The sequence below is a fragment of the Oceanobacillus sojae genome, from assembly GCF_900162665.1.
In the GTDB taxonomy this organism is placed as follows: Bacteria; Bacillota; Bacilli; order Bacillales; family Amphibacillaceae; genus Oceanobacillus; species Oceanobacillus sojae_A.
This window is the reverse complement of sequence record NZ_LT727813.1, coordinates 191,626-205,713: the sequence shown is the minus strand read 5'-3', so window position 1 is coordinate 205,713 and position 14,088 is coordinate 191,626. Positions and strand designations below refer to the sequence as shown.

Here is a 14,088-nt window from a genome sequence, read left to right as displayed (position 1 = left end):
TTCCTTCTATCTAAAAAAACAATAGTAACATCATAGTGGAAGAGAGGTTCAGTGTCTAGGCATCTGTTTAAGAAAATGAAAGAAATAATTTTCAGATTAATGAAAGTGTGAATCATTGAAGTGATACAAAGGTAAAGGAGTTTAATAAAGGGGAAAAAAAGAGCAAATTAGAAGAAGCAGGTTGAAAAGAGAAATGGTATAGTAAAAGTATCTTAATACCTATAGGAGGTTAGAATAATGACAATGATTACGCAAAAAATTGTTCCGCATCTTTGGTTTGATAAGGAGGCAAAGGAAGCTGCAGCATTTTATACATCCGTCTTTCCGGATTCACAGATAAGCAGTGAAATTGTTATTAAGGATACACCGTCAGGAGATTGTGATCTGGTTTCCTTTGATTTATGGGGACAGCGTTTTATGGCAATTAGTGCCGGGCCATATTTTTCAATTAATCCGTCAATCTCCTTTATGGTAAACTTTGATCCGGCACGGGATAAAAATGCGTCAAGTCAAATGGAAGCGGTTTGGGAGAAGCTGTCTGATAGCGGGCAGGTGCTTATGCCGTTGGATACCTATCCATTCAGTGAAAAATACGGATGGATTCAGGATAAATATGGGCTTTCCTGGCAGCTTATTCTGACAAATCCGGAAGGGGAAGAAAGACCGCCAATATTACCATCCATGATGTTTATTGGAGAGAATGTCGGTAAAGCGGAAGAAGCGGTGCAATTTTACTTGTCTGTTTTCAAAAATAGTAAAGAAGGCGTATCAGCTAAATACTCAGCCGGGATGGAACCTAATCAGGAAGGTACTGTAATGTTTTCTGATTTTATGCTTGAAAATGTCTGGCTGACAGCAATGGATAGTGCACTGAATCATGGTTTTCAATTTAATGAAGCTGTCTCTTTGCTGGTGAATTGTGATACCCAGGAAGAAATAGATGATTATTTTGAGAAACTATCAGCAGTTCCTGGAGCAGAGCAGTGCGGCTGGCTGAAGGACAAGTATGGTGTATCCTGGCAAATTTCGCCGAAAGCTATGGATGAAATGATGAGTGAGAAGGCAACGCAGGAACAAATTGACAGGGTGAATAAGGCAATGATGCCAATGAAAAAATTAGATATAGAAACATTGCGAAAGGCATATGAGGGGTAAATTAAATGTACAAATTAAAAACAAAAGAAACAGATAACAGCGTGATTGAATTTATCGAGCAGGCAGAGCAGCCAAAGAAGCGGGAGGATGCCTACCGCCTGCTGGATATATTCACAGAGACAACCGGTTATGAGGCAGCTATGTGGGGACCGAGCATTATCGGCTTTGGCAAGTACCATTATAAATATGATTCAGGTCATGAGGGAGACGCGCCGTTGGTCGGCTTTTCTCCAAGAAAAGCAAAAATAAGTCTTTATTTTGCAACTGGTGATACAGAACGCGAACACTTACTTGCTAAATTCGGCAAGCATACAACGGGTAAGTCTTGTGTTTATATTAATAAAGTTGCGGATATTGATGAAGAGGTATTAAAGGAATTAATTAAGCAGTCTGTTCGTTTTTTACAGGAGAGATATCCGGAAAAATAGGGGAATCATTATGTAGATATTGATAATGATGAGAAGGTATCTCATTATTTCTCTGTCTGAATTTATTGGTAATATGTTCTGTAAAACATTAAAAGCACCAAACATTATACAATCCTTCCTGTTTTACTATAAAATAAATAATGAAGACATAGCAGAAAGGGATGTTGAAAACAATGAGTCAACAGGATACTATCAATCAAATCGAAGAAATAATCGAACAGAAGCGGGAAGCTTTTTTTAAAGTAAGTGATCAAATTTGGGAAACACCAGAAATTCGTTATGAAGAAAAACAGTCATTTAAATGCTCAGCCGATTTTATGGAAGAACAAGGCTTTCAGGTAGAGCGTGGAGTAGCCAATATCCCCACTGCATTCACTGCAGCCTTTGGAAGCAATGGTCCGGTGATTGCGATTTTAGGAGAATATGATGCGCTGCCTGGTTTAAGCCAAAAAGCCGGTGTCACTGAATTTGATCCGGCAGTACCATATGGTCCGGGACATGGCTGCGGTCATAATTTGATCGGCGTGGGTTCCATGTCTGCGGCTGTTGCTGTAAAAGAATACTTAGAGAAAAATAATTTAGAAGGAACGATCCGTTATTATGGCTGTCCGGCAGAAGAAAGCGGTTATGCAAAAACATATATGGTTAAAGCAGGGTTGTTCGATGATGTGGCTGCATCTTTTTCCTGGCATCCGTATTATACAAACAGCTTATTTCATGGACCATCGCTGGCGGTTATTCACTCTACCTTTACCTTTAACGGGATAAGCTCGCACGCAGCTGCTTCTCCAGAACTGGGGCGGAGCGCATTAGATGCTGTGGAACTAATGAATGTCGGTGCAAACTATATGCGGGAGCACATGATTGACGAAGCACGTGTCCATTACGCAATCACTAACTCTGGAGGAATGTCTCCAAACGTGGTCCAAAAAGAAGCAGAGGTTTCTTATTTTGTCCGTGCTCCTCATGCAGATCAGGCCCGTGCTTTGTTTAAACGTCTGATAAAAATTGCGGAAGGCGCTGCTTTAATGACAGAAACCTCCATGGATTACCGCATCGAAGGCGTATGCTCTAATCTGGTACAAAATGCGACATTAGATAAACTGCTTCATAAAAATATGAAAGCATTAGAACGCCCGCATTTTACAGAGGAAGAACTGGAATTAAGCAAGAAATACTATCAAACATTAAATGAAGATGATATCGCTTTTGCTGCATCACTGGTTGGCAAGAAGAAGGCGAAGGAGCTTGCAGGACGCCCGCTTATTCATGAAGTGGATGCTTACCGCGAGGCACCGGAATACGTGAAGGGATCAGGCTCTACCGATGTAGGCGCTGTCAGCTGGGTGACACCTACTGCACAGTTGATGGCAGCAACATGGACTTTCGGTACACCATTCCATACGTGGCAGGTTGTATCTCAAGGAAAGACTTCCTACGCTAAAAAAGGAATGCTTTTTGCAGGAAAAGCGATTGCGAGCACGATTATTGATATTCTGCAAAATCCAGAGGTGCTGGAGGATGCCGCGAAAGAGCTTCGTGATCGTGAGGCAGGGCCGGAAAATTATGATTCGCTGCTTCCTGAAGATCAGGATATGCCGTATATACTGAAAAAATAAATATATAACTATATAACAAATATAAGCTAAAACCCTCTTTGTATCAATGGAAGATGCAAAGGGGATTTTTTGATTGAACCAAGTATAAATATTTGATTTTGTGGAAACGTAAATAAGGATTTTATAAGCTTATTTATTGTTAAAATTATCCCCTATATTTCACTTGGAATATAGGCGGTTCTTGGGGAAGGAGGTAACCTGGAATGAGCCAATCTGTATTTACAAAATTAAAACAGCAGGAAAAAAAGGAAGAAGAAAAGCAACTAGGCAGTCATCCTGTCCAGCCAAAAGTACGTTCGAAGCTTTCGAATAAAGTCAGCGATAACCTCGATACATTAAAGAACGCGATTGGTAATCCAGAAGATTTAAATCTCCGTTATATCTCCATTGGAAAACTGCAAAAGAAATGTGGAATTGCTTATTTATCGGGAATAACAGATACAAATATGATTAATCAGGATATTATCCAGACCTTGCAGCAGAATTTAAAAGAAATGGAAGGTAGCCCTTTAGAAAATGTAAAGCTCGAAATGATTGCAGTTTCCTCCGTGGCAGAATTGAATGATATGAAGGAAATCATTAACCTTGTGCTAAACGGACAAACGGTATTCTTTCTGGAGGAAGAAGAAAATGCGTTAGTAATTGGGACATCTGGTGGAGACAAACGTGCTATTGAGCAGCCGCAATCGGAAAATTTAATCCAGGGGCCAAGAGAAGGATTTGTGGAGAGTTTAGAAGTAAATTTAGCGTTGATTCGCCGTAATATTCGTGATCCCAATCTGCGCTTTAAAGCATATGAAGTCGGTACAAGGTCAAAGCAGAAGCTCGTACTTTGTTATGTAGAAGATGTGATTAACCCTCAAATTCTGGAAGAAGTCATTTATCGTCTGGAATCGATTGAACTGGAATATATTACAGATGTTTCACAAATTGAACAGTGGATTGAGGACAGCTCTCTTTCTCCATTTCCGCAAATGTTAGGTACGGAAAGGCCAGATAAAGTTGCCTTTGAAGTTTTACATGGGCGTTTTGCCGTTTTGGTAGATGGGACTCCTTTTTCGGCAATAGGGCCAGTTGTTCTTAGTGATATTAACAAATCTATGGAAGATTATAACCAAAGATGGATTACGGCTTCTCTGTTACGAATTCTCCGTGTCATTGCGAGCTTGATTGCATTATTCCTGCCAGGGGTTTATATAGCGATGGTTTTATTTCACCCAGGAATGCTGCCAACAACATTGGTGTTCTCCATTGCAGCAAGTCGTGAAGGAATGCCGTTTTCTGCGATAGCAGAGATATTTTTAATGGCAGCAACCTTTGAAATGCTGCAGGAAGCTGCCATCCGATTGCCACGGATCATTGGACAAACAATTGGTATTGTTGGCGGTATTGTGATTGGAGAAGCTGCGGTCAGTGCAGGAATAGCAAGTCCCATTATTGTCATCATTACCGCATTAACTGCCATTGCCAGCTTTTGTTCTCCTTATTACAGTGTAGCTATCAGCTTTCGAGCTGTCCGATTTGGTGTTATGTTGATTTGTGCTCTTCTTGGATTATTTGGACTGATTCTTGCGTTACTAGTCCTTATTATTCACGTTACGAATTTAAAAAGTTTTGGTGTTCCATACAGCTTTACGGTTTTGCCAGCTGTAAAGCAAGACATGATGGATAATATTATCAGAGGACCAATAACGAAAGTGGAAGAACAGTATATCTTTTTACAAGACGAGTTAAAAGATCCCAACAAACAAAGGAATGAATAATAGATGCGAACAGTAGGATATGCAGACGGTAAAATATCAAATATAACCATATTAACTATTGTTCCCAGTATTGTTATTGCTGTCGGGATCTTGACTTATCCGCGTACACTAGCTAGCCAGACGGAGGGAGCAGATGGCTGGATTACATTATTAATTGGGGGGGCAGTTTGTGCATGTTCTACTTTTCTGATTGCTAAAATTGCCTCTTTATTTCCCGGACAGTCTTTTTATACGTATACTTCCTCAATGCTGACGAAGCCAATTGCGATTCTGTTAAGTATGTTATTTTTTTTATTAACAATAACCATTGTCAGCTATGAGACAGCTTTTATTGCCAATATATCACATCATTATTTGTTTGAAAAAACTCCATCGGAAGCCATCAATCTCGCATTCTTATTTGTGGTTTTGTATGCCGTATGCGGAGAGCGTGTAGCAATTTTTCGGACTGGTTTTGGAATAATTGTTTTGACTGCTGTCGCAACAATTGTTTTAGTTATTACGGCTCTCCCTTCCGCGGATTGGAATCGGATGCTCCCGACCTTTACTACTGATTTCAAGTCTTATTTAGGTGAACTGCCAAATAGCATTTTATCTTATTCTGGAGTCTTCGTCCTATTCTTTTATATGAAGCTGACCAGAACACCATCGAAAAGCGTAAAATCTGCAGTGATTGGTGCGATAGCCGTGACAGGATTTTATATCACCGTTTATCTAATGTGTATCGCTGTACTTGGAAATGTATCAACAGCTAATACTGTTTATCCACTGGTTGAATTGGCAAATATGGTGCGATCTATAGGTTTTCTGGATAGAATTGAATCCTTATATTTTGTTATCTGGATTACAACTGTATTTATGACAACTGTCATTGCTTATGATATCAGTGTGTTAATCATTACAGATATTTTTCCGAAAGCAAATAAGATATTTATAGCTTTTTGTTTATTACCGTTTGTATATTTTATATCGCTTCTGCCGACTGATTATTATCAAGTGTCTGATTTAGGTATGATAATCGGATATGCAGCTAAATGTTTAACTATAATCACCTTAGTTTTCTTATGGATAATGTATTGGGGAAAAGGCAGAAAAGGAAAGAGGGGTAAATCATGAGATATCTTTTTTTCTTATTTTTTGTTCCATTATTGTTATTATTGGCAGGATGCTGGGACAGCTTGGAAATAGAGAATAGGGCTTTTGTGTCTGGAGTGGCAATTGATCCAGTTAAGGATAATGGTGATAAAAACTTAAAAATGATGACACAGGTTGTTATTCCAAACGGCCTTGTTTCACTGCCAAATAACAGTAGTGGAGGAGAAAAAAGCTTCCGTAATGTCTCAAGTATTGGTAAAACTATTTTTGAAGTGAAATCGTCCATTGAGGAAAAAGAAGATGGAGATCTTGATAACAGTCATATTGAAATTGTAATTATTTCAGATGAGCTGGTAAAAAGTGAATATAAAATATCAGATATTATAGATGTGTTTATGCGGGAAAGCAGAATGAACCGGGATATTATTTTGGCAGTAGCCAATGGAAGCTCAGAGGAGCTGTTAAATATAGATCCAGAAAATGTAAAACTTCCTTCTCAATACATTACAGAGCTCATTAAATCCAATTATAAATTAGCAGATTTAGAACCGGAAACTGCAGGAGATATGCAATATTTTTTTATTAAGAATAGAGGCTATTATCTTCCTTATTTAGAAAATACACCTTCGACAACGGGGATTCAGTTAGGAGGTGTAGCAGTTTTTAAAGGAGAGAACGGAAAAATGGCGGGTATACTAAAAGGAGATGAAATAACTGGTTTAGCATTAACGCGCCCCAGTTTTAGCGAAACGTTGATAGTAGATCATAATGGACAAAAGGCATCATTCACCATTCCTGATGGACGGACCGAAATAAAACTTCTTAATAATGATCCGGAAAACCTTCATTTTCAATTTGATGTATTTTTAACTGGAGAACTTGTCGAAGCCTCTGAAGGTCTGGACTTTATCAAGGAAGAGAATATAGAGAATCTAAAAAAACAGTTCAGGCTAGAAGCAGAAAAAGTGATGTCAAAGACAATCTCGAAGTTACAGAACGACTATGGTGTAGATATATTGGAATTTCATGAATTTTTGTTTAGAAAGCATCCTGATATCTGGAAGCAGGTAGAAAACAATTGGGACAGTGGGAAAAACTATTTTTCCGATGCCGATGTAACATTGAATATTGATGTGATGATCCGTGAACCGGGAAATACAAATTGATGCAGAGCAGGTGAAAAAGAATGATGTGGATGAATTTTATTGAAAATAGAATTTCTACACTGGCGATAATTGGCCTAATATTATCTATTGTTGTCCCTATCACAATTTACTGGATGAACCGGAAATATCATGAATCGACAGACCCTATATGGAAGAAAGAAAGAAAACAGAAGATACAAAATGACAATCCAGAAAGTAAGGTGTAAAGGAGTGTACTGAAGATGCTTGACATTATTATTCTTATTCTGCTAATCCTGTTTATAATTGGCTGGTTATTGATGTTTCTCATGCGACGGCGTCTGATAAAAAGGATGGTTTATAAATTCGGAAAAATTCTGATGGAGGACCGTTATCAGGAGAATATATTTGAAATGGTAACAGGCTTTAAGCATATGGGATTCCAACGGACCTTTGAGAATATTCTGCGGGCAGAATCTGGAGATGTCCTGCATCGTCCACTTGGTTCTGCAAAAACATGGCCGGATTTTGAAAAGCTGACCTTTATACCAGCTCAAGCTGCTAAATTTCCTACGGAGTACACGGAGAAAATAAATATGAAAGTAACTATCGGCCCAAAAGCCAAGAAGCCGATGCAATTAGATATTCCATTAATGATCAGCGGAATGGCATATGGTATCGCATTAAGTAAAGAAGTTAGACTGGCACTGGTTGATGCGGTGAACCAGCTTGGCACAGCACTTAATTCCGGAGAAGGCGGAGTAATGGAGGAAGAAATTGACGGTACAGATAATTATATATTGCAATTTTCCAAGACAAGCTGGTCGAAGGAAAAAGAGCTGATTAAGAGAGCTTCCATGATTGAAATAAAATTTGGACAAGGAGCTTTAATGAGCTCAGGTGTTGTCATACCTGCCGAAGACTTGCAGGGTGATATACGGAAGGTATTAAATTTAGGCGATGGCGAAGAAGCGATTATCCATAATCATTTCTTTGAGAATCAAACCCTGGAGGATTTTAAAAATCTTGTTCAGGAGCTAAGAGAAATGACAGATGGTGTTCCGATCGGAGCGAAGATTGGCGCCGGCGGGAAAATTGAAGAAGATATAGATGCGCTGTTAGAAATAGGTGTAGATTATATTGCTGTGGACGGAGCACAGGCAGCAACACATGGAGCACCGCCAATCTTATCAGAGGATTTTGGCATCCCGACTATTCATGGCTTACAACGCGCCCATCAGCATCTGAAAAAAAGGAATGCAAGGGAGGATGTCAGTCTGGTTATTTCCGGCGGTATGTTTAACGCAGGTCAATTTTTAAAAGCAATTGCATTAGGAGCCGATGCTGTTTATTTAGGATCCGTAATATTATTTACTCTGTCTCATAAACAGGTTTTAAAAGCTGTACCCTTTGAACCGCCTACGCAGGTTGTCTGGTATGACGGCAAATACAAGGATGATTTTAATAGACAGGAAGGGACAAAGGCATTGGTTAATTTCATAAATGCTTCCACAAAAGAAATGGAAGAGGGGATTCGAATTATGGGAAAAACCGCCTTGTCCGAGGTGAAAAAGGATGATCTTGTTTCCTATGATGAAGCAGTCGCCCGTGATATTGGCGTTCCGTTTAGTGCACATTCTTATGAAGAAGAGGCTGCTAAACAGAATAAACAGGAGCCAATGATTGAGCTGTAAAATACTTGATTTCTGGAAAAGAGAACCATTTGACGTATTCCTTCAAACTGTCTTATAATGAAAAAGTAAACTTAAGAACGGAAGGGAAATGTGCTGAAGATGAGATTTCGATTCCTTGACTTGAACAACTAATTTGATAATATGTTCAAGCTCTGCCTGTGCTTTTTGCGCCTGCAGAGAAATAGGAGCCGTCTGTCTTTTTTCAGCTATTATAATAAAAAGGTATACATAAGGTATATCTTTTTTCCTGAATGCATTATGAAAAGGACAGCAGTCCATTGCTGTTCTTTTTTTTATGAGTTTAAATACAGGTATAGTGAAAACTTCTATTTCTTTTAAAGGGAAAGCAGGGTATTCGTTCTGATGAAAAAAATAAAAGTGAGGGGAGATTTTTATGCAGATGCTATTGTTCTTTTAATTGATACGGGCTTGTCATAAGAAAAAAACAAGCTCGTATCGGAGCAGTTACAGCTATCGATACGGGAAATTCAAAATCTCGGAGGTAGCAAAATGCAAAACATTCAATTTGAAATAAAAGATGTAGAATTAACGTATTTAGACAGGGAGATCTTTTCCATCGGCCGTTTAGCTATTCATTTTATGGACCGGATTGGAATTGTCGGCCCAAACGGATCAGGGAAAACAAGCCTGCTCCGCCTGCTGGCTGGTGAATTAGAACCGGCAAAAGGAAAAATTCACCGTCATGCGGGCTTTGCCTATTTAAAGCAAATGGAAACTCCTGGTGAAGAAGCACCGGATCCAAAGGTTTTAGGCAAGCTTCAGGTGCCTGATTTAGAAGAAGGCATCAGTGGAGGAGAGCAGACCAAAATAAAAATTGCACAGCTCCTGGCAGATTATAACGAAGCATTGTTGATTGATGAACCAACAACACATCTTGATCAGCAGGGAATACGATATTTGCGCAGAGAATTGGAAAATTATTATGGGACACTTGTTTTAATCAGTCATGACCGTAAACTCCTAGATCAGCTGGTCACGACAATTTGGGAAATACGGGATGGAGAGATTCATGTCTATTCCGGGAACTACACGGACTATGAAGAGCAGAAATTATTAGAGGAGCATCAGCAGCAGGATGCACATGAACAATATCTGAAGGAGAAAGCCCGTTTAGAAGCAGCAGCACAGGATAAAATGCAAAAGGCTGCGAAGATGATGAAGGGTGAGAAAGCAAATGCAAGAAAAAAGCAGGGCGTCAATCGGATGTTTGCTACAAAGCCTAAGGATGTTTCGCAAAAATCGATGCAAAAAAGTGCCAAAGCAATGGAGAAACGGCTGGAGCAAATGGAAAAGGTCGATGCTGTGCAGCATGAACGGCCAATCTCTTTTCACCGCTCTAAGGCATTAGAGCTGCATCATTCCTTCCCGGTTATGGGAAATCAGCTTACCTTAAAAGCTGGCGAGAAAATACTTTTAAAGGAGGTCCGTTTTCAATTGCCGTTGGGCAAAAAAATTGCAATTATAGGAGCGAACGGTTCTGGAAAAAGCACCCTGCTTCAGGCAATTTATCAGCGGCGGGAAGGGCTGGAGATTTCTCCGAAAGTAGAATTTGGTCTATTTGAACAGCTTGCTTATCAGGAAAAGTCGGATGAAACGGTATTGAACAGTTTAAAGAAAACGACTGATTATGAGGAAGGCTTTTTACGAAGTGTTCTTCACGCCATGTATTTTAAGGGGAATGATATTTATAAACAGCTTCGTTATTTAAGCGGCGGTGAGGCGATCCGGCTCCAGTTGTGCAGATTATTTCTTGGCTCCTATCATGTATTATTATTAGATGAACCGACGAACTTTTTGGATATCCAGACAACGAAAGCATTGGAATCATTTTTTGAAGGGTATCCGGGAACGATTATTTTTGTTTCACATGATGCTGCCTTTATTGAAAAAGCAGCGGATCATGTGTATGAAATTAAAAATAACAATATAATTGAGAAGTAGAGAAGAATGCAGGAGCAGCTGTTTGCTCCTGCTGTTTTATTGACAGCAAAAGTATCTGCAATTAACTTTGTAAAGGATTGAAGAAATATGATTGGATTATGTGCAAGAGAAAAAAGTCTTTTGGTTTTTTGATTTGCTAAATCCTCAAAATGGGTTTAGATCGGGAGTAAGTTTATTAAAAGAATTTTGATTCAATCAAGTGAAATTGTATCATCATTTCCTAAAATATTTTTACCTTTATGATAAAAATATTCCATCTCATGCTTAGGAACAAGCCCACCACCAGTAGCCCAAGCTATATGTGTGATAGACATAGGTTCTATATGATTTTTAGCAATATAGTCCGTCTCCGAAATCCTGTAAGGACCGATAATTCCAGCAGCCGCTGAAGGTTCAAGGCGAATTTTTTCTATATCTGCAAGAAGTGTCATTAACTTAAATAATGTTTTATCTTCTACAGTAAATATACCACTAACTAATTTTTCGCAAAAACTGCTGGCAAATTTAGAGGGCCTCCCCACAGCTAATCCGTCAGCTTCCGTTCTATTGTCCATTCCAAAATCTTGAAACTTACATTATCTTTTTTTCCAGTTAGTAGTCCTAACAACATAGAAGGAGATTTTATCGGTTCTACAAAAAAACAATGAACATTATCTCCAAATACTTGCTTCAATCCAAAGCTAATTCCACCTGGTGCCCCTCCAACGCCACAAGGAAGATATACAAAAAGAGGATGATTGTGATCAACAATAATATTTTTATCTTCAAGTTGTTTTTTTAAACGAAAAGCGACTGTACTATACCCTAAGAAAAGATGTTCTGAATTCTCATCATCTATAAAATAGCCATTTGGATTTTCAAGTGTTTTCTTCCTGCCAGTATTTATAGCTTGGGTGAAGTCACCCTCGAACTCAAAAACTTTAGCTCCTTTTTGTCTCAGCAGATCCTTTTTCCACTGTTTTGCATCTCTAGACATATATACAGAAACATTGAAACCTAATTTTGCACCCATTAGTCCTATACTAAGCCCTAAATTACCAGTCGATCCAACCCCAATGGTGTATTGTTTAAATAATTCTTTAAACACTTTATTAGAAAAAATTTCGTAATTACCAGTATGACGGTCTATCAGATCTGCTTCTTTTGCCAAGTTTTCTGCATGATAAAGTACTTCATAAATACCTCCTCTGGCTTTAATAGATCCAGCAATTGGTAACTCATTATCACATTTTAATAGCATATTTTCGACATTTCTAATTCCAGTTCGCTTCAATAATATTTCTTTCATATTATTGATTCTTTTTAAGGGTGATTCAATAACTCCATTAGTTTTTTCTGTTTCTGGAAATTCCTTTTTGAAAAATGGTACAAACCGATTCCATAACTCTTCAGCTTTTAACATATCATCTTTATCTAGTAACAAAGGGGGAAGTTGATTAAATTTTGTTAATTTAGGATTTATCCATAATAAAGGCTTTAAATTAAGAATATTACTTATAAAAGGAAATTGTTTTTGATACATGGAAATTTCTTTTTGTGTGAAAATTTCTGTTCTCTCCTTTTCGTATAAAGAATCTTAATTACAAAAAGGTTAATAAGATTCTTTATACGACATATATTAAATATTAGGTAAACTATAGAGTTATTTTACTATCTTCGAATCTCTTCGTATTACTTGGCCTGCAGTTTCGTTGGTATATTTACCTTCTTCTACAGTAAGATTTCCATTTACTAAAACATAAGATATACCAATCGGTAATTGTATTGGATCTTCATAGGTAGCTGTATCCTTAATTGTATTTGGATTGAAAATAACTATATCCGCCCAATAACCTTCTCTCAAGTATCCTCTATCCTTTAATCTTAATAATTGGGCAGCTGCTCCTGTCATTTTTCTTATCCCTTCAGAAAGTGTAAAAATACCTTCATCTCTAGCATATTTACCTAGGACTCTAGCAAAAGTTCCATAAAGTCTGGGGTGTGGTTTACTACCAAAAATACCATCAGATCCCACCATTTGTACAGGATGTTTCATACCATAAATCAAATCCTCTTCCATGCCCCAATGAATCGTCATTGTGATTGCGCCTGCCTCTTCTACTAAAAGATCTAGCGCAGCATCAGATGGATTTTGTCCACGGATTTTAGCAATTTCTTCCATGTTTTTACCTTCAAAATTCTTATTTTTTTCCGACACTATTGTATTAATGAAGATATTTTTCCAGCCACAATTAAAAACCCAGTTTTCATAACTATCATTTGTTATAAAGTCTTCTTGAATTTTTCTTCTAACATCTGGGTTCTGTAATCTTTCAAGCATTTTCTTAGTACCACCTGAGTGCATCCATGGCGGTAAAATACTATGAAATACTGTAGATCCTGCTGTATATGGATATTGATCAAAGGTTACTTCTATTCCTTCTTCTCTAGCTTTATCAATGTTACCTAAGAATTTTTTGAATTTATCACGATTATATTGACCTGCTACTTTAAAATGGGAGACGTGTAATCGTATTCCTGTTTGCCTGGCTACGTCGACTACTTCATCTAAAGCCTCTAAGGATTTATTACTTTCATTTCTAATATGAACCACAAAAACTCCATCGTATTTTGCAGCACCTTGACACAGCGCAATTAATTCTTCTTTATTTGAGTAAACATTCGGTGGATAAATTAGACCAGATGATACACCAACCGCTCCTTCATTCATACCTTTTTCCACCAATTTAGTGATTTGCTCAAGTTCTTCCACTGTTGCAGCTCTTTCTTCAAATCCCATAATAAGCGTTCTAACATTGCCGTGTGGAACAAGATGTAAAACGTTACCCGAAATAGGGGTGTTCTCTAAATGGGTTAAATAATCATCTACTGATTCCCATGGCCAATCTCCTATATCTCCATCTAGTCCCTTTAATTGTTCTTGCCATAAAGGTTTTGTTTCTGTGTTGACTGGGGCAATGGAGATACCATCCTGTCCATGTAACTCTGTTGTTATTCCTTGTAGCAATCGAATTTTGTGTGTCTCAGGGTTAGTACACAACAAATCACTATGAGAATGGGTATCAATAAAACCTGGCGACACAGCCAACCCTTCTGCATCAATAACTTTTTTTGCTTCAGAATAATCAAGCTTATTTATCTTCCCTATCTTACCATCCTTAATGCCAATATCAAGTTTTGTTCCAGGATTTCCAGTACCGTCAAAAACTTGTCCATTTTTAATTATTAAATCAAACATATAAACACTC

General features: G+C 38.1%; 10 protein-coding genes and 1 pseudogene. 9 read left to right on the top strand and 2 right to left on the bottom strand.

What is annotated here, in order from left to right:
* Positions 1 to 237: 237 nt before the first annotated feature.
* From BN1068_RS18300 to abc-f, 9 genes are all read left to right on the top strand, one after another.
* A complete protein-coding gene (locus tag BN1068_RS18300) occupies positions 238 to 1,155 on the top strand; it encodes a VOC family protein (protein WP_077604293.1) in 918 nt (305 codons plus the stop codon).
* A gap of 5 nt (positions 1,156 to 1,160) precedes the next feature.
* Positions 1,161 to 1,583, top strand: a complete 423-nt coding sequence (locus BN1068_RS18295; protein WP_077604292.1) for a DUF1801 domain-containing protein — start codon at positions 1,161 to 1,163, stop codon at positions 1,581 to 1,583.
* 173 nt (positions 1,584 to 1,756) lie between these two features.
* A complete protein-coding gene (locus BN1068_RS18290; protein ID WP_077604291.1) occupies positions 1,757 to 3,202 on the top strand; it encodes a M20 family metallopeptidase in 1,446 nt (481 codons plus the stop codon).
* Between the two features lie 203 nt (positions 3,203 to 3,405).
* Entirely contained in the window at positions 3,406 to 4,965 is a 1,560-nt protein-coding gene (locus BN1068_RS18285) for a spore germination protein (RefSeq protein ID WP_077604290.1), read from the top strand.
* Positions 4,966 to 4,968: 3 nt separating this feature from the next.
* A complete protein-coding gene (locus tag BN1068_RS18280; protein ID WP_077604289.1) occupies positions 4,969 to 6,081 on the top strand; it encodes a GerAB/ArcD/ProY family transporter in 1,113 nt (370 codons plus the stop codon).
* Positions 6,078 to 7,226: a Ger(x)C family spore germination protein gene (locus tag BN1068_RS18275; RefSeq protein WP_077604288.1), complete on the top strand. Its 1,149-nt coding sequence runs from the start codon at positions 6,078 to 6,080 to the stop codon at positions 7,224 to 7,226. The genes BN1068_RS18280 and BN1068_RS18275 overlap by 4 nt, the downstream gene beginning before the upstream one ends.
* A gap of 20 nt (positions 7,227 to 7,246) precedes the next feature.
* Positions 7,247 to 7,432, top strand: coding sequence for a hypothetical protein (locus BN1068_RS18270; protein WP_077604287.1), 186 nt, complete (start codon positions 7,247 to 7,249; stop codon positions 7,430 to 7,432).
* Positions 7,433 to 7,447: 15 nt separating this feature from the next.
* Positions 7,448 to 8,878 (top strand): FMN-binding glutamate synthase family protein, encoded by a 1,431-nt coding sequence (locus BN1068_RS18265; RefSeq protein ID WP_077604286.1) that lies wholly within the window; start codon positions 7,448 to 7,450, stop codon positions 8,876 to 8,878.
* Positions 8,879 to 9,388: 510 nt separating this feature from the next.
* Positions 9,389 to 10,840 carry a ribosomal protection-like ABC-F family protein gene (abc-f, locus tag BN1068_RS18255; RefSeq protein WP_077604284.1) on the top strand — a complete coding sequence of 484 codons (1,452 nt, stop codon included), beginning with the start codon at positions 9,389 to 9,391 and terminating at the stop codon, positions 10,838 to 10,840.
* 191 nt (positions 10,841 to 11,031) lie between these two features.
* Here the strand turns inward: abc-f and BN1068_RS18250 are convergent.
* Both BN1068_RS18250 and BN1068_RS18245 read right to left on the bottom strand, forming a co-directional pair.
* A pseudogene (locus BN1068_RS18250) lies at positions 11,032 to 12,362 on the bottom strand (D-serine ammonia-lyase).
* Positions 12,363 to 12,482: 120 nt separating this feature from the next.
* On the bottom strand, positions 12,483 to 14,078 hold the full coding sequence (locus tag BN1068_RS18245) for an N-acyl-D-amino-acid deacylase family protein (protein ID WP_077604283.1): 1,596 nt from the start codon (positions 14,076 to 14,078) through the stop codon (positions 12,483 to 12,485).
* Positions 14,079 to 14,088 lie beyond the last annotated feature (10 nt).